This is a genomic window from Nocardia paucivorans NBRC 100373 (assembly GCF_000308675.1).
GTDB lineage: Bacteria > Actinomycetota > Actinomycetes > Mycobacteriales > Mycobacteriaceae > Nocardia > Nocardia paucivorans.
In genome coordinates, this window is the sequence record NZ_BAGE01000018.1 from 301,442 (window position 1) to 321,492 (window position 20,051).

The 20,051-nt window shown below is 66.9% G+C and carries 1 protein-coding gene (cut by both window edges); it reads left to right on the forward strand.

Every position in this 20,051-nt window falls within one protein-coding gene, locus tag ON32_RS03710, for a LacI family DNA-binding transcriptional regulator, read on the forward strand. The gene is 64,242 nt long; 24,174 of those nucleotides lie to the left of the window and 20,017 to its right, leaving coding positions 24,175-44,225 in view — codons 8,059 (complete) to 14,742 (partial); the first codon wholly inside the window starts at position 1. The start codon and the stop codon both lie outside this window.

The following is a 20,051-nucleotide window of genomic DNA, read 5'->3' on the forward strand; positions in this document are numbered from 1 at the left end:
ACGAACGAGGTCGGTTCGCACGCGGTGCTCGTATATCGGGACGGCGACACCGTAAAGGTGGTCGACGGCCACGGCCGGGATGTCGACGGGAGGCTCGGCCCGGACGAAGGGATCGAGTTCTGGGACTGGGTGTCGCGCCAGGGCGATGTGGACAGCCTGAGCGGAATGGCCCTGAAAGCCGACGGCGCACCGGCCCGGCCGCTGGGTCCGGACGGCAGATCGCAGGCGATCGCGACCCTGGACTTCAAAAATGTCCGCATCGGTGCCGGCGTGACCGAGCTGCCCGGGTACGTCCCGCCCCGTCGGGGCCTGCCGCCCATCAAACCCCTTTACGCCAATGCCCACCGGAGTACGGCGCGACTGGCGTGGCAGGGTCTGCTTCGGCGGGTGGACACCGCCGTCGCCGCCGTCACCGCCGCCGTCGGTGAGTTCGGCACGACCGTGTCCTTCGAGCAGGCGAACGCGTATCGGCGACTACGTCTGCGACAGATCGAACAACGCTGGAACGCCATCGATTTCACCAGCGCTCGGGACGCGATCCTGCACACCTTGGCCGATGAGCTGGCCGGTCAGGACCTACCGGATTCGGTGCGCGACGAAGTGAACCGGATGCGGCTGGTACGCGAACGCGACCTGCTGCGCGCGGCCGAACCCACTGTGGAGAATGCGGCCCGCCTGGCGAAGCTGAACGCCTGGGCCGACCGGCTCACCGTCGCCGAACGCTGGGCCGCACACCTGCCCGGTGACCTGCCGGTGCGGTTGCAGACGTTCCCGGGTCCCGGTGAGCCGGGAGAACCGATACTCGCCATCGGCGATGTGCGTCGGGCCCAGAAACTGTTCGTGCGGGTCGCCGAGGGGCCGGTTCCGCCCCGGCCGGTGGTCGATCACGGCATTCCGGTCCCGGACCCGGATCTGGCGTGGGCCATGAACCAACTGACCCCGGTCTTCGCCGACGAATTTTGTGCGGCGGTGCTGATCCACCCGGCGGATGACGCCATCTTGTACCACCGGCTCGTCGAATTGCACACGAACCGGGACGAATCCGCCGCATCTCTGGACGGCATCACCCTGTCGGCGGTAGGTGCGCGCGCCAGGGATATCGCGATCCGTGCCTTCCGTCGAACCCGCGCGGGCCGAGAGGCGCTGTCGAGCGCGGTCCAGATCGTGGACGCCGACGCCGCGGTGACCCCGCTCGTCCCACCGTCACACCCGCACGACTCGCCGGTGCTCCCGGACGATTCGGGCGACCGCAAGGCCCCGGAAGATCCCCGCACGGTGGTCCACACCGCCCTGAAATGGGCGGGGTTGCGCAGCGTCCACGACCTTTCGGTGCCCTTCGACGTCGACCTCGGCACCGTGCGTCGCCGCGCCGCGGCCAACGACCGGATCTGGCGCGCCTGGCCGCCGTACGTGCACCGGACCCTGCTGGAACAGCATCCGGAGGTCCTCGCCGAAGCGCCCGGGCTTCCCGCGCAAGTGCGCGATGCGGCCGGGCGGATGGCGATACCGCCGGCCGTCGAGACACGGGAAACGGTCCCGAACGAACACCGGCTCGCCTGGCATCGGGAAATCCGCTCCCTCCTGAACGAGGTGGCCGAAAGCGGACTCCCCGTGCGGCAGCTGTCGCGCCGGGTGGACGGTGACGTTCGGGAAGTGGTCGTGGCGTTCGGTGACCCGGATACCGCGAAACGGGTGCATTGGACGGCTTTCGAGTCCGCCGAGTCGAGCCCCGGCATGGCCTCGGCGATCCGGGCGTTCCGGGACGGCGACGACGGTGACACAGCGCTGGTCGTGGTGCTTCGCGTCCACGGACCCGATTCCATCGCATCGGCGCAGAACCTGACGGTGGCGACCGCGATGCGGCTGGAACGTCTGATCATGGAGCGCACCGCCATGCGCCGGTCGCGGGACCCGTACGGCCTTCGCCCGGAGAACCACATCATCCATCCCGCCGGCGCGTCCGCCGCGGTCGCGCGGATGTGGTTGCTCGGTGATGTGGCCGACGAGCTCGATTCGGCGCCGACCCGAGCGGAATGGGAGATCCGGGACGAGCTCGTTCTCGCGCAGCAGGCCCGCCGCAGAGCCGCCGACGCGATCACCGAGTTGATCGGCCAACTCTCGATCGACGGGGTCTCGCTCCGAGTGGCCGCGGACGGTCTCGAGCCGGGCCGGGTGCTCGAAACCGTATTCGGGTTGGCAAAGCGCGCCACCGGGCTGGAACACCTGCAGATCCTGATCGGCCTGTACGACGCCGCCCCCCGACTGGTCCTCGCCGACGCGGAAGCGCAGCGTTTCGCGCAGTACCTGGAGACCGTGCGACGAGGGCGGATATCCGAGACCGAGGCGAGGCGGGAACTATTCGCCGCGCAGGCCCGTCGCCTGGTGGTCGGCATGCGCTATCTCGCCGATATCGAGCAAGCGGTCGATGAGGTGACCCGGGGCATGAACGAGGGCGACCGGGCGGAGATGGCCGCGCGGTTGCGGCTGCCGCTGCGGCCGGACGATCTGTCCGCGGACCGACTCCGTGACGTGCTCACGGTCCTGTCGGGCCGGGCGGAATCCGGCACCCAGTTGACCCGTATCGCCGAATTACTCCGTGAAATACCGGATTTCGCCATCGCGGAAGCCGAAATCGAGCATTATCGATGGTTGGCGAACCACGATGGTATCGGCTCCATGGCGGACCAATTGCGTCGAGCGGAGCGGGAACGGACATCCGCGCGGCAGCGCCTCGCCACCTACGACATCGACGCCCGATCCCTCGACCACACCGCCTTGCGGCAGGCACGTGCCCAACGCGCCGAGCTCCTCCGGAAGCTGGCCGAGCGTTTCGGTATGCCGATGGCGGCAATGACGGACGGGCATCTGCGTCGCCGACGGTACAACCTGGAAAGGACCCCGGGCGCGGAGGGCACCCTCATGGTGCTGGACCAGTACCGCCGGCAGCGGGATGCGACCGCGGCCATCGAGACGTATTTGCAGGCGGATCGCCGTTACGACCGGTTGATGAAACAGGTCGAGCGGCTCGAAACGCTGGCCCGCGATCGCGAGCCGGGCGCCATTGCCGCGATGTACGACCTGGTGACCGAGATCAACGGTCGATTCGAGCCGATCGACCCGACCACGGCGGTACCGGATCTTCCGCCGCACAAGGACATACCGAATTCCGCTCCGATCGCGGTGCGGCGGTTCCGGGAATTCCGGGCACGCCGCGGCGGCCTGACCGAGACATCCACGGACACATCCGTGTTGTCCTATGTCCCGCTTTCCGGGGCATCGGAATTCGATGTCGCGTATGCCGCCGACGCCGACTGGCAGCGTTTCTCCTCGCTCGAGGACCTCGTCGCATATGTGAGCGCCGAGGGCGGTGCCGTCGCGGGGGCAATGACCTTCCGGGACGGCCGGCAGGCCGGTGCGCACATGTTCGAGGTGGAGATCGATCACGACAACCGGCTGGTGGTGCGCGAATGGGTCGACGGTCGGGAGGAGACCCACTACGACAACGGAGTGCGGGACTGGTTGCGGGCCCGTAACCGACTGAGGCCGGTGCAGGTCCACGGCATCGCCGCCGACAAGGCCGGTAATGCCGTGGTTCCGTTCGTGGAAGACCAGCGGTTGGCGATCGGGGACGATATTCCCTCCGCCGACCTCATGGACCTGCCGCGCGACGACCGTGTCCTCCCGGGCGAATCCACCGAACGCGACACCCGTAACCGGACGGAGCTGGACGAACAGTTGGCGGCTCTCGCGTCGCGACCGAACTCGGAACGCGAACGCGAACTGGAAGCCGTGAACCAGCTCCGGAAGTACATCCACAAACAGGCCGGCCGTCGAGGTATCGAACCGGCGCGGTTGTTGGAGTACAACCGGGCCGACCGGGACGCGGACCGGGGACGGATCGTATTCGAATACGGCGACACGGCCACCGCGGAAATCGTGATCGGCGTCACGGTCGATACCGCGACCGATATGAAAACCCTGCTACAGCAGTCGGATTCACTGCTCGACCTCTTCGCGGCCGAACAAGTGCGGGGCCCGGTCGCCATGGTGGTGCTGTATCGCTACGACGATGAGCTCGCCGTTCGCGGCCGCGCACCGTATTCGATCGATCTGACCGCCGCGGACACCGAGGCGCTGGCCCGGGAACTGACGAAGGTGCAGCAGGCCCGCCCGCAGGCACCGCCCCGTATCGAGTTGATCGGCGGCGGCGACGGTATCGCCGTCATGCGCACCGCGCACGCGGCGCTGCCCGAGGAGATCGCCGCTACCCGTGAACTGCCGCCCGCGGAATCCGCTCGAGCCGCCGAATTCCGGCTGCCCTCGTCCGAACCGCTCGACCCTCACGCGCAGGCAGAAGCCGATACGGCACGTCGGCGATTCGAGCGCTCCGAGCTCACACCCCACGACGTCATGCGGTTGTGGAGCGAATCCGAACGCAAAACCCTGCTCATAACCGGGGCCGCCGAGCTGATCGCCGAACTCGACGGTATCGCCGAGAACGACCGTGCACAGGCGCTGCTGCATCGATTCGCCCGAATGCTGCGGGAACCGCACGACGCCGTCGACGCGAGGCGATTGGCGGCTCTGGTTCGAGCGCTGGAGATCACCGCGAACGTCACCGCTGATTTCGCCCTCTCACTGCGCCCGATGGCATTGCCGTTGCATGTGGAAGCGGACGGTCGAACCTTCCTGCTGACCGGTGAGGTGGAGGCTCCCACCCAGGTCACGGTGTTCATCGCCGATACGCCACCCACCCCGGAGAATCTGCGGGCCTGGACGAATGGCGACACCTTGTTCGACGCGCTGGACCGGGCGGCCGATATGCCGCATGCGGTAGGGCTGTGGCAGGGCGCCGACCCCGAGCGATTGGCCCGGGACCTGTTCAGGTTGACCCTGGCCTACCCCGACGCGACGATCCGGCTCGCGCCCGCCACCGCCGCGGACGACACCTTGATCCGCGCGGCATTGGCGCATGATCGACTCACCTCGGACCGGACCTCTCGCTTCGAGATCGCCGAGGACGAGGCCGCCGGCGAACCGCTGGGGAATCCGGGTGGTCCGGAGCACGAATCGGTCGTCGCGGCACTCGCCGGCCTTCTCCCGCCCTCGGGAACACCCCGGCAGCAGATACTGGCGGAGCCGTCGACGGACCCGACCGTGCCCGATCGCGCGCAATCCTTGTGGCGCAGCATGTTCGGCGACACGACAATCATCCATTCCGATAATCTGACGGTCGCGTGGGCCGGGTTGAGCCGAGAAGACCGCTGGCTACTGGTGGAAGGCGCACCCGAGAAACTCGCCCTACAACCCGGTGTTCCGGCGCGTTGGCGCAACCGTGCCAACCGCATGCTGTTGGCCCAGGAATTGGCGGCCCTGCAAACACTCCGCGATATGGGCCGGCTCACCGAGGACGAAGCACTTCCCCGGTTGACCGGGCTGAAGAACCTCGTGGCCGAACTGGAACGCGCCGAACAGCTCGCCGCGACACTGCCCGGACACCCACCGGTGCACGTATTGAGTCCGGGGCTGCGGATGAGCGGTCACGCCGGCTTCGAGGTAACCACCATTGTCTTCGGTGATGTCGACACCGCGGACCACACCGAGATAACCGTCGCCGGCCGCACCGATCCCGAACTTCTGCGAAACGGGTTGGACTACGCCGCAACCCTTTTCGACCCCAGCGGAAAACGGGCCTCGGTGGTGTATCTGGGCGCATACGAACCGAGCGAGGCAGCGGGCTACGGCCTGATCCGTGATATCGCCGGGATGATGGAGGTGCAGCGCCACCACCGGCGGGGTATGTCCGGACTCGTCGTGGACGCGTTGCCCGACGGTCGCGATATCGTCGATGCCGCCTCGAACCAGGCCATGATGCTGCCCCCCGATATCGAGGTCGGCTGGGGGCCCGCCCTCACAGTGTCCGAAGAAGGTGGTGCTCGGTATCGGCCGCCGAATACCGCCGATATGGCCCTGTTGGAGCAGGAACTCGAGGGTGTCTCGGCCAACTGCACCACCCATATCGTCCGTGACCAGAGCGCGATGTGGCCGGACCTGAACCTGCCCGAGGTTCGGGACGCCGGCCCCGATGGTCGCTCGGCGGACGAGTTCGCCACACTGTTACGAGCGGGTTGGCACCCCGAGGCCTTCACCGATGACGTGGGGAACGGTCTCACCGCGCGCGACCGCATCGCGGCGACGCTTCGCGATATGTGGAAATCCATGCGGGACAGCGACCCCACACGGATACCCAATCGCGGACCCGTCGCCGTGGTGGTCGAAGAGTATGCCCCTGTCGACCCGGACAACCCGAACAAGGTCGGGGCGCACGCCTACGAGATGTATGTCGCCGTCGACGGCACCGTCCGCCTCCGCTATTGGGTCCAGGACAACCCGCCGCACGGTAGCGCCGTTATCCAGCGCCCCGCCGTCATCGAAACCGACCACCCCTACGTTCCGGGCAGTCGCCGGGAAGGTGTCGAGGAAACCTTCGTCATCTTCCGCAACGGCGACGGTACCGCGATACAGAACCCGATCTCGACCGTGCCCGCCGTCGAACCGTCCACTCGGATCGGGCGGGAGCAGTCGGAGCATGGCGCGACAGCGGCGCTACTGGCCTCGGCACGCGCAGGTGATTCTTCCGCGTCGAGACGCCTGTACGAGGTTTTCGGGCGACAGATCCTCCCGGATGTGCGGGCCATGATCGGTGATCCGCAAGCTGTGACATTGGCACGCGGCGCTGTCGACGATGTGCTCGCCACCGCGGACCATTTCCATTGGAACCCACCCGAAGGGCGCAATGTCCGTGACTGGTTGCTCGATATCGCGCCCAAAGCAATCGAGCGCCGGATCACCGAACGCGTTCGCGCGGCCGTCCTGGAACGGCTACGAGCCGATGTGCGCGAAGAGGACAGAGATGCCGCGGCCGCTTCCGAATTGCGGGCCCAGGTCGTGGCCTCGGCGAAGTCGGTGGAGATCGAACATGCCTTGAACAGAGGCCTTCGTGGACCCCACCGGGAGTGGCTGCGACAGCGTTACGGGTTGGCGGCCACCGAGGAGTTGGCCCTGGCCAAGGCCAGGAAGCTGGGCGCGGTCGCGGAGCCGGGCATTCTGGACGCCGTCGCTGCGCGTGCGGTGGCCGACATCGTCTTCGACGAGTACCGGATCTCGTTGAACGAGATACCGTCACCCGGTACGTCGGAACACGAGTTGCTGAGCGCATTGGTGGCCGAACGTTTTCCCGCCGAAGTCGTGGCGGCCGTGGGAGGCGATTTCGAGAAACTGCACAATGCGGCGACGAGTTTGACCGGACGTTCCCGCGAATACTTCAACCTCCGCTTCCTGCGCGGTCTTTCCCCGGAGCGGGTCGGGTCGATCATGGGGATCACCGATATCGCCGAGCGGGCGACCGTCGTCGTCGATCAATTGATGATCTCGCTACTCGAAGTGCCGGAGCCGCCGGTTGTCGATATCGACGAATGGTTGAGCGGCCTCCCGAAATCCGGGCCCGACTACGACCGACTCGCCGCGGAGGTGATGTCACGGCTGTCGCCGAAGCTGGCGCAGGCGGTAGCCGGAAATCTGAGGGATTTGGCGGTCGCCGTCGAGACACTCCCACCGCAGGAGAAGACCATCTTCTTCCTGACCGTTCTGCGGGGAGAGCCGTTGCTCGAGTCGAGCCGGACGATGATGGTGACTCGTAACAGAGCAACCTCATTGCAATCGACGGCGCAGGCCAAGTTGGTCGATTCGCTGGGTCACGCCCGGAGTGATGCGACGGTATCCGAACAGCAGCCCACGAGTGCGGGAACCGACGGCATCAAAGGGGCGGTGCCCAGGCAGGAGCGGTCGATCGCCCATGAGAAAAGCGCTCCGCTTACCGTCGACTTCGAACCGAGTTCGCCGCCTACCGCCACGGATGTTGCTCGCGTTGCGGGTGTTCCGCTTCGCGAGGTCATTCTCGTACTGAACAAGAAGGCTGTCTCTCAGTCGGTTCACGGACGCGTGGTGGCAGCGGCGAAGCGGATCGGATACGAGCTATCCGAGGATGTCGCGCGGCCACCGCGACTGCCACAACCGGTTTCGACCTATGCTGTGGCACGCCGGGCCCGAGTGCCGCACAACGCCATACGGCGAATGGCGCGTGGAGATTCGGTTCCGGACACGGTTCGGGAGCGCGTCTCGACCACGATGCGGGAACTCGAATTCGAATTTCGGGACGGCGATGTGGTTTCGATTCACGAATTCGCTTCCAAGTTCGAATGGACGATTCTGGCACGGGAGTCCGGGGTGTCCACGAACACGTTGCAACGATGGCTCGCGGGCCGCTCGGTCATGGCCGAGTCCCGGCAGAAGATCGCTGCGGGGGCGGCCCGGCTCGATCTCGAGATTCCGCCGGAATTGTTGGTGGTGCCTCCGCCACCGCCCCGGCCGCTCTCTCGAAATAGATTGGCTCACGAGGCGGGGGTATCGCTGGACGCGGTTGACCGGCTGCTCGACGGCGGGCGGGTCACATACGCAACGTGGTCTCGGGTTGTCGCAGTGGCAACTCGGGAAGGGTACGAACTTCCGGAAGCAGCCCTCAACCCGCCGATTTGGTGGAATACCGCGGAGATCGCTCGGGCGGCGGGGGCGTCCAAAGTGGTGGTGCAACGGGTACGTGCCGGAAAGTGGGTGGATCCGGAACTACGCCGGCAAGTGGTCGAGGCACTACATCGACTTGCCCCAGAGCTCGTGGACCAGCTCCCCCCGGCTCCGCCACCGCCGAGGCGCCGTTACAAGATGACCGACGTAGCACGGGCATCCGGGGTGCCATACTCTCAGGTCCTCCGGTTTTTCCACGGCAAAGAAGTCGATGCGCAGGTGGGGCGGGCGTTGTTGACGACCGCGGACCGGCTCGGTATACCGACTCCCGCGAATGTCCGGTTCCGGCTCCCGCCCGTGGTCTCCATGAAGCAGGTGGCGCGAAAGGCGGAGGTGAATCCCGGCAGTGTTCACAGAGCCTTCAACAGCGGTCCGGTAAGCGCGCATACCCTGCGAAAAGTGCTTTCCGCGGCAACCGAACTCGGATTCCCGCTGACTTCCGAGGTCTTGGCCGGTATCCGGTTGCCGCGACAATTCGTGGCGGATCTGGCCGAGGCCGCAGGTGTATCCGAAGACGTGGTTCGTCGCGTGTTCGCCGGTCGGGAAATGGATCTGATGGTTTGGGGGCAGGTCCGGGATGCGGCTACTTCTCTCGGCCTTTTGCCGCGCAGACCTGGGAAGCCCCAGGTGGCTCGGCTCGCCGGTGTGACTCGGAAAACTGTTCACTACATGCTCGGCCGCCGGAGCCCAAGTTACACCGAGGCAGAACAGCGGGTGTTCATTGCGGCGCGGTGGCTGGGGTATCCGCTCACCGAGAACCAGATTGCCGCGATCGATCCGCGATTCGTTTCGGAGCGATTCACCCCGGCGTTGGCGGCCGAGGGCCGGGCCTTCAAACAGCAGCCGAGATATGCCGAGGTAGCCGAGGCCGCGGGCGTGGATCAGGCGATTGTCTCGCGCGTCCTGTCCGGCACGGCACATGTCGACGAGGCCGTCCGACAGCGGGTTTACGCGGCAGCCGACGAGGTGGGGCTGTGGTATCCCCCGGTGGACAGGGCAGATGCCGAGCAGATTCGTGTTCTGCGCGGTGAGTTGGCGGATTTGCTGGGGCTCCCCTGGACCGAGGTGGATCGGGCCCGGGTATCGGCTGCTTTGCCGGACCAGGAATTGGGTACGTCGGAGTCGGATCGGCTCGTTCAGGCGGTCCGCCGATTCTTTGCCGCGAGTGATGATGAGTTGTCACGGCGTCCCACACAGGACGATGTGGCCAGGTTGGCCGGCGTGGGACAGGGCACCGTCTCCGAAGTGCTTCACCGGGATCGCCCGGTTTTCACCGAAGAGGAGCAACGGGTCCTCGTCGCCGCGCAATGGCTGGGACGCGAGATTCCCGCTCATCTCGCCGTAGTGATAGACCCGCTGTTCGTCGAAAGACTGGTGCCCGGGCATTTCGTCGACGACCGGTTCGTGCGCGGGTACTTCGTACGGCAACCCCGGCAAACCGAATTGGCGGTGGCAGCAGAAGTTTCCCCGACAGCGGTGAACCGAGTGGTCCAGGGCACCGCCGGCAACACGGAAACCCGCAGCAAAGTCCTCGCGGCAATGGAAGAACATGGCTATTGGGTTCCCGGTAGCAATGCGGCCATCGCCCGACTGTCCGGGGAATCGCGGTGGACCGTCGCCGAGGTGCTCGCGCAGAGCAGGCCCACCTCCCTCGCTCGTGAACGGCGAATATTGCTCGCGGCGCAGCAACTCGGTGTGGAAATACCCGATGCCCTTCGTCGCGTTCTCGATCCGGGTCCGACCCAACGGGAGATCGCCGCCGAAGCCGGCGTCGCTCAATCGACGGTCGCGCGCATGCTCCGCGGGGAACAGCCCATGGATTCCGAGAAAGGGCGACGGGTACTCGCGGCCATGCAGCGCCTCGGCGCGCAGCAGACCATACCGGCCCAACAGGACAACTTCCGTCTGACAGCTGCACAGGCGCGGGAGTTGGTCGATCGGGCTTCGACGGAGCACCTGAGGAAACTCGCCGCCCGCTTGAAATCACCGGCCGAACGGGATTTGGGCGCACTGTGGTTCGGCGAGGGCGTGAGCTCCCCGACACAGCTCGCCGAGCTGATGGGCAAGACCCCCCAGGCCGTCCGCCATCTGAAACTTCGGGTGACCGCCAAACTGGCCGCGAAACTGGCACTCGAACAGGGAACGGAAACCGTATCCGAGTCCGCTACCGCCGCCTATGCATTCGAGGACAACCACCCGCCGGAACGGCTGTGCGGTCCGAAGACACAGGCGGTGATCGTGGCCGGTGCCGGCGCACACGCCGCCGAGATGGCCCCGGCGTCCATGGACGATCCGGTCATCGCCAGAGACGGTATGTCCGGATCGGAGTTCGCGAAGGGATTGAACGCGAACTGGGATGTCGAACCACCGTTGTCGGGTCGCGCCGGACCGGCCGAATTGGTCCGGCTGGTGGGCACCGCCGGTAATGATGTGGGCAGGATCGCGGCGGCACTGGACTTCACCGGCCAGGGCCTCGCACACGCGGTGGCGGTGGTTCGGGTGGACGACCGCCTGATCGAGGAATACCCGCAGCTACAGGGGCATCTCGGTGAAGTGGCCGTATTCGACGACGGTTACGCCGACAGCGTGAACGGGTGGGTCCTCGGCGAGTCCGCGGTATCACGGTGGGTGGACCGGGTCGGCTCCGAGGTCGAGAGAACGCATCGACTGGTGTTCGACGACAACGGGGTCCCGCGGGAAAGGTTGGACGGTGCGGAACCGTCGCCGTTGCGGGGACCCACCGAACCGATCGGGACGCGGGCGGGTCGTCCGGGCGCGGGCGACGGTCCCGGCCGTTCCGACCGGTCCGTGGACGGGCGGGCCGAACCGGGTCGGGTTCCATGGGTCGGTGATGGGTCGGCCCCTCCGGGACAGGCGCATATCACATCGTCCGAGGAACCGGATGGGAACAATTCGGTTCCGGAACCGTTCCGGCAGGCCTACGAGAGTCTGGTGGCCGAACGGGACGAGCTGGCGGAAGCGGCCGCCGAGCCGGCCGCCAACTGGGATGTGAAGCTCCGCCACCGTGAGGTCGCCGCCATGGTCGTGCGGCTCGAGCAGCTCGGTGCGGTGTCGAGCGCCGTGACCCCGTGGCGATACCAGCTGTTGTCGGCTCATGCGGACGCGGTGCGGGAGCGGCAGGCAGCGCTGTCGCGGTTGCGGGATTTCACCACCGAGGCGGGAATCGAACCGGCGGCGCTGTGGTCGGCGTACACATTGCACGGAATCGTTCCCGAGCATGTATATCGACAGTTGCTCTCGGTGCTGGACGAATATTCCGACCGGACGGAGGTGGTCCGCGCGAAGGAACGGGCCATCGTCGAACACGAGGCCGTGGTGGAAAGCCGTGTTTCCGAGGCGGATCCCGACAGGACCAAAGCCGTGCGGCGAATTCGGAACCTGTCGGCGGACAACCCGGAATCGGCCGTGACATTCAAGTGGGGTGAAGAACACCTGGTGGAAGCGGCCGCGTCGGTGTTGGGCGACAGGCTGCGGGCATGGGGTTGGCGTGACGCGGATCGGATCACGGCGGCGACGGAAGTGGTCCGTAACGCCATGCTCGACATGCTGCGGTTCATGGCGGACTTCCCCGCACCAGAGGAGTTGGCCCAGGTCGCGGGCCCGGTTTCATCCCACGAGACGTTCCCCGCTGCTCGCCCCGACCGGACCACCGAGCATCCGACCGCCAGGGAAGCGGTGTTCAGGCCGCAGGCCCGATTGCAGATTCGGTTGTCGGAGGATGCCGGTGCTCGATCGCTGAGCCTATCCATCGAATGCGATCAATATCGCCCGTTGGTGGGGATAGGCAAGGAAAGCGCCTGGCAGCGGCATCTGGCTGCTCTCGTTCCGCAGTACGGTGCCGATGCGGTGGGTACGGAGGTCCGCCGGTCGCTGAAGGTCGCCGATCGATCAGGGGTGGAGCCGCACGGGGAGGTCTGGGCTCGTTTCGAGGAGCCACGGGCCGCCGACGAGCCGGCGCCGACGCCGGTCGACGAGACGGACGAGTCGTCGGTCCGGTCGGGGCGGGATCGTGCGGCCAAAAAACGGATAGCCGAGCAACTGTACGACGATCACCACGTCCGATTGACGGGGTGGGAGTCCGGGGATATCCGCGTGGATGCCCTGGAATCCGCCGATCGTGCGCTGCGCACCCTGATCGCGGAATACGGCGGCAGGAAAAACCTTCGTGAAGTGCGTTTCGTCGAGCAGCGTGAAATGCTCCATCACGGTTTGCCGAAGATATCCCCTGTGGGAGAGGCGTCCTACTTCGGAATCGCTTTCGACGGGTCGAGAAACAGTTATTACTCGCTTATCGCCCTGGACCGAAGGATGGCGGTCGACCAGGATTGGTCTGCGAGGGTATTACAGAATTCGCAGTCGAGCCACTGGTGGGCCCGGTCGTCGGAAGACCTGATTTCCAGAATTCTTCGCCACGAATTCGCTCATGTGGTGGATCGTTATCACCGGATCAACGAGTCCGACGACAGGATGCGAACGGCACTCGAAGCCGCCTTCTACGTTCTTCGCGGCCGCGGGTCGATCCCGCCGGAGGGGGGATTCCCCGCCTGGGTGGAACTGCTCCCACGCTATGGCTTCATCGATGGCGACCCGGCGAAGGGGCTGAAGAGCAGGGAGGCGCTGGCGGAGGGGAGCGTGGCCGGCGCACTGGACGAGTCGTTGCCATTGACCGATCCGGCGCGGGTGGTGCACGGGGTATCGCATGGACTCGACCCGGAAGAGTACGCCGCAACCATGGCGGACTGGGAGCAGGCGCACCAGCTCAATCGAGCTCGGGTGCGCCGGGGTCCGTTGCGTCGTTTACTGGTGCGGTTGTTCGCGAAACCGAGCGGTCCGGCGCCCGATGGCACGGGCGAGGGAGGGGATCGGCGCCTGGAGGTGTCGTGGCCGCACGAGGACAACCAGTGTGGACCGCTGACGATGCAGGACATCGGTGCGGTGACCGGCCGGGAGGGCCTCGACGAATTCACCGCCGGCCTCGGGGGGATGCGGGTCGGTCGCATCGAAAAGGTGTTGGGCGGGCGTAAGCAGGCCTTCACGAATATCGGCGAAGCCGTTGCCCTGTTGTTGGAAGAGGGTGCCCGGCGTGACGCCGATGCGGAGAATCCGGGCGGTGGCCGGAACATGGGCCTGCTGGTGCTCGACCCGACGCACGATGGGCGAAGTGAGAAGCGTGGGGCTCTCGGCCACGCGTACTGGTTGATTCGCAGGGTGGACGACTCCGGGAGAGTTCGGGTCGAGCTGCGCGACCCGGGCAAGGGGGTGCTGCGGCCCAATTTCGTGCCCTCGCCCGAATCGGCCGAGCACCCGATATTCGGCATATTCCTCGACAGCAGCGGCGAACGGGTGGAGGTCGCCGACGCCGACGGCGTGGTGCGGACCAGCCGCCGTAACTTCCGCGTCGGTGTGTCGAACCAGGAACAGCCCGACGGCCCGGGGCGTGACGACATATCCCCACCCGAGCTCCGGGAAGACACGGTCTCCGATGCCGAGGCGCCCGGGGACGGATCGGCTTCGGCGCGGTTCGGGGCGAACGTCAGGTCCGCTCGCGGGGAGGAAGTCCCCGATCCGACGGCGCGCACCGACGGTTCTTCCTCCGATAGTGGGCGGTCACCGATGCCCGCACAGTCGGAGGATGCGGATACCGGCCGGCAGTTGGTGGGGTCGGAGGACATTCCGCCCAAGCCTGGCCCGTCGGAGCCGTTCGGGTGGATGAGCGACGAGCGATGGCGGCAACACGTTCTCGAGCAGCGGGCGTCCGGTGGTGGTGTATCACCCGCCGGTGGGGTTTCGGCGGATCCCGAGGTTACGGATACCGGCCGGCTGTCGGTGGGGTCGGAGGACATTCCGCCCAAGCCTGGCCCGTCGGAGCCGTTCGGGTGGATGAGCGACGAGCGATGGCGGCAACACGTTCTCGAGCAGCGGGCATCGGGTAGTGGTGTGTCGCCTGCGGATGAGGTCACGACGGCGCATGTGCCATCGGATGGGCCGGTGGAGTTGCCTTCCGCTGTCACCTCCCGACCCGCTGCCGATCCACCAACTGCCGATCCGTCGAGCGAACGAGACGTACTCCGAGAAGACCCGGTGGATCCCGACGGTGACGGTGCCACGTCGTCGGCCGATCTGCTCGGGGTCACCGATCCGCGGGCCCACGGACCCGGGTGGCGTTATGTGATGGTGCCGTTGCGCGCGCGTGGCACCATGTTGCACCGGCTGATCGGGCCCGACTCCCGTATCGCCCGCTCGACACCCGAGGATGCGTACGTTCGTGATCCCGATCGGGTCGGTACTCGCCAGGGATACGACCCCGAGGAGAACCGGCACCTGTCCCACACGCCGGCTCTCATCGATGCGGCGCATCCGCCCGAGCATGCCGGGCTGCTCATCTCGGTGCCGGCGGGGAATGTGAACCTGGGTTGGTCGTCCGCAGGCCCGGTCACCGGCGATGGCCTGATGGCCGATGAGCGCCGGATGGGTGCGCCGGTGGATCTGCCCGGTGCGTTGGGGCCCGGTGCGCGGATCATCGGGGTGGTCGTTCCGCAGATCCCGAGCGAGGATGGATCGGGGCTGCCGGTCAGCGCGTGGGACGCCGAATGGCTGGGCCGGTTCGCCGCCGAGCGGGACCTACCCGTTGTCGTGACTCCGGTCGCGGAGCGGGAAGGTCGGCGTGTCGAGGAAGGGCCTGATGGGTGGCGGGTAAGGATCCCGGATGTCGAACGTGGGGTGGACAATGTTTACCCCTTGACCGGTGACGGGGCCTTCCGTTCCGTCGAAACGGAGTTCGCACACGGTCTGTTGATGTCGCCGAGTCAGCTCGGTGCGGCACTGGAGGCCTTGAAGACGGCCGGGGTAGGCGATGCGGAACTCCGTTCGATCGCCGAATCCTACGAGTCCATGATGGATCGGCACGAGCGACCACAGGTGATTCTGCGACCCTCCAGTACCGATCCCGACGACTATGAAGTGGTCGGTGTGACGTTCGCAGTGCGAGAGTGGTCGGACTACCGGTACGGGCTGTACGAGGAACGCACGGTGATCACCGCCGCGGGGGCGCACACCGGACGCCTGCACGCCGATCGGCGGGGTGAGATGGTCGATGCTCTCGCACCGGACGAGACATTCGCGCTCATCGAAGAAGCCAAACGACACCACCCCCACCTGGCCGACCAGCTCGACGCCCTTTACCAGCAGGTGCGTACACCGAACGCCGAACAGTGGGCGCACGAACAGCGGATGGGGGGTCGGATCCCCGACAATGTCAGGGCGGTGGCCGAGGAGTGGGCGAATCATCCCATCGACTGGGAGACCGCTCAGACCGAGGCCGCACGGGCGACGGTAGCGGGTTGGGCACAAGCCCTCGCGCCGGTCATGGACATCGGCGGACCGGTCACGCTCGTCACCGATCAGGGAGCGATCACGGTTCCCGCGCGTTCGGCCTGGGAACCGTCGGGGCCCGGCATGATCGACGCCGATAACGCGGTCGGCCCGGCTCACCCCGGTGTTGCTCGAATCGGTGTAGACGCGCACGCCGCCGAGATGAATCTCGTATCGGTCGACGAAGCACCTGGACTCGGCCCCGCCCTGACCGCGCTTCGGCAGCGGGCCGCCATGGATCGGTTCGCGATCGCCGCCGAACTGAACGAATCGGATGCGCTGCGGGTACGCGATCGCGTTCCGATCGGACCGGGATGGCGTCGCCGGTTGGTCGCGCGCGTGCTCGGGGACGGACAGCCGACAATGGCGCGGTTGCGGGATCTCGCACCGGACCGTCCGGCCGGGATACGGCTCGAACGGAATCGCCATGCCCTGGCCCAACGGCTCGCCACGCGAATCCGCGCGCTGCCGGACGAGCTGCGGGCCGAGATCGGACTGTTGCCGCCGACCGCGTCCCCCGACCAGGTGCGGGATGTCGTCGACCGGATCGCGGCGAGCGATCGGGCCCGCGAGATGCTCGGGCGGCGGGAACGCGGGGCATTGATGCGGCTGGGCCGCCGGCTGCTGCGGTTGAATGCGTTGAGCGCCTACGCCGCCGAATTCGACACCGCCGTGCGTTTGCACAACAACCTCACCGAACTGGAGCGCTGGTATGCGGATGCCCACCGCCGGCGTGACGAGCCACACCGGCGGGAGTGGTACGAAACCGTGCGCTCCTGGGTGGAAGAGCTCGAACGATCCGCCGGGGAGTCCCGCGATGACGGCTCCGCGGATACCCGAGAGTTGGCGCAACGACTGGACTACCTGCTGACGCAGGATATGGTTCTCACCGAGGCGACCGTCTTCGACGGCACCGGCGCCGCGTCGTTCGTCGGCGATGTGATGGTGCGGGACGGACGTATCGTGGCCGCCGGCCCCGCCCTTCCTCGCCGCGCCGGCGCACCTGTCCTCGACGCGAAGGGCCGTGTGCTCGCGCCGGGCTTCGTCGACACCCACACCCATGACGATGTGGCCGTCGTGAAGTGGGGCGCGCTGGACTTCAAGCTCGGCCAGGGCGTTACCAGCGTTGTCACCGGCAACTGCGGTTTCAGCATGTTCCCGACCAAAGAAGGGGATGCGAAGGCTGCGGAAAAACTCGCCGAGGACGCCGCCGCGGTGCTCGGCGTGCTCGACCGGCCCTGGGACTGGCCCACAACGCGGGTCTGGTTGGACATGCTCGGTCGAAAAGCATTGGGCCAGAATGTTCGTCCGCTGCTCGGGCACAATGCGGTGCGGGTCGCCGCGATGGGACTCGACGCCCGTGCGGCCACCGAGGACGAAATTCGCGCCATGGAGCGGCACGTCGAGGAGGCGATGCGGTCCGGGGCGGTCGGCCTTTCCCTCGGAATGATCTACGGCGGAGCCACGGCGACCACACAGGAATTGACCCGGCTCGCGGCCGTCGTCCACCGTCACGACGGCCTACTCGTCGCGCATATGCGCAACGAGGGCGACGGACTGCTGACCTCCGTCGCGGAGATGTTGCAGATAGCCCGAGACAGCGGGGTGGCCGTCCACCTCAGCCACCTCAAGGCCACCGGCCCCGCCAACTGGGGGACGATGACCGAGGCGCTGCGCATGATCGACGAGGCCATCGCCGAGGGCCTGGATGTGACCGTCGACGTCTATCCGTACCCGAGCACCGGTCTCATCCCGATCTACCTGTTGCCGCCCAGCGCTCTGCAGGGCGGCAAGGAGATGATCCGGCTGGCCGATCCCGAGGCGCGGGCCTCGATCCGCGACAAACTCGTTCACGGGGATCCCGGCTATCCGGACTGGGAGAACATCCTCCAAGGAGACACCCCGGAGGCGCTTGTTCTGACCTTCGTCCCGGAAAGGGAACTCGCGCTCAAAGAGACCGACCGACACGAGCAGGAACTCGAGCGGCTGCGGGCGGCGGAGGATGTGGCGGCGCTCGTGGCCGAGGAGAACCGCAGGCATGAAGCCGAGCTCGCGGCCCTGGCCGATATGCCTGTTCCGGACGACGAGGAACTCGCCCGCCAAGCTCGAGGGGCCAAGGACGAGCTCGCGGGTATCGAAGCCCGCAGGCACGCGAAGGAGCTCGAGCGGCTGCGGGCGGCGGAGGATGTGGCGGCGCTCGTGGCCGAGGAGAACCGCAGGCATGAAGCCGAACTCGCGGCCCTGGCCGAACTGAAGCAGCTGGAAGGTCTCAACCTGGCGCAGGCGGCGGAAGCCCTCGGCGTGGATGTCACCGAAGTCGTCTGCCACCTGCTGGAGAAGACGAGAGGCGACCTGACCTTCGTCTCGCTGTGCCTGAGCCCGCAGGACATGGCGAATGTGCTCCGCAAGCCCTACAGCATGATCGGCTCGGACGGACTGCCCACCGATGCGGCGAAACCGCACCCCCGGCTGTACGGAACCTTCCCGAAATACTTCGAGGAGATGGCGCGGCTCGGAGTACCGCTCCAGGAGGCCATTCGCAAGATCACCTCGCTGCCCGCTCAGCGGTTCGGCCTGACGGATCGCGGTGTCATCGCGGCGGGGAAGATCGCGGATCTGATCCTCTTCGATCCCGATGCTTTCCGAACCGAGGTCGCCACTCTCACCGATCCGCGGCAACCGGCCAAGGGAGTCGACGCGGTCATCGTCGGCGGTCGAGTGGTCATGCAGGACGGACAGCTCGGTCGAGCACGGCCCGGAGAGCTTCTGATATCCCCCGCATCGGATGCCGACGGTCCCACACCCACCCAACCGGCGGCGAGCGATCCCGTGCGGGTCGCCGGCCCGGCGACCTCGGAAACACGGGCGAAATTCCCTAGCGACCCCGAGCATTGCGTGGTCGGTTCGGCGCATCTGCTGGCAAACCTCACCGGTGACGAGAGCATCCGGGAACGTGCCGTGAAGCGGGCGGGTAAGGGCGCCGCACGGGTTCGGACCATGCAACGCATCCTCGGCGGGGCACTGCACCCGGGCGGCTGGGACGCGGTGAGCCGAGACGGCGGATCGCCGACACGGCCGCAGCACACCGTCGAGGGGTGGATGGCCGAACGTCCGGGATCGGCGGTGGCGCTGGTCGTACGGCGGCCGGGTCCGGCCGGACGCGACGAGGTGGCGAACCACTCGATGGTGTTGCACAACCGCAGCGAACGGGCGGGCGAACCCGATGTGTGGGTGTCGTTCCACACCGACGATGTGGCCCGGCTCGAACGGTGGGAGTCCTTGGCGGATTTCCGGCGGCGCCTTCGAGAAGAATACGGCCTGGATCTGGACAACCTCGGCCCCTTCGAGGGCGTGGCGTTCGTCGATGGTAGCCCGGAGCGGCGGTTGGGCGGCAGTGTGGCGGCCCGGTTCCGGGCGTGGCGGCAGGGTCGCAGGGTTCACGGTCCGATCGGTTCCACCGCCGGCCTGGGAGCGTCGGATTCGTCCGGAGACGGACGCGCCACCGGCCGCGACCCCGAGACCCACTCGGAAATCGACCCGGAAACAAGACGGAAGCAAGAGGCCGTCACCGCCGCCATGCAGCGCGCGGTGGAAGAGGAACTCACGCGTCATCCGGGTGGTGAGCAGCTCACCGGCCAGGTCGCCTGGTTCCCGGAACCGAACCAGTTGTTCGTCGTGGCCCGGCGAGGCGAGCATGTGGCGGCACTGAACGAATTGCTCGCCGAACACGATGAATTCGCCGATGCATTGTGGCGGCCCGGCCTGGGAATCCGGTATGTGCGGGTATCGACATGGTCGAGCGGTCAGGTGGAGTTGGAACCCATCACCAGGGACGAGGCGGAGGGGCCATACCGCCGCGCGACATGGGAGGAATCCTGCGCGGCATTGGTTGCCGGATACGTTCAGGCCCGGAGGGAAGGCACCACCGCGGATCCCTTCGACGACTGGTTGCGGTTGCTCGGCGACGAGGCCTTCTATCAGAAGAAAGATGTACCGAACCGGTTCCGCAAGGGCGCCTA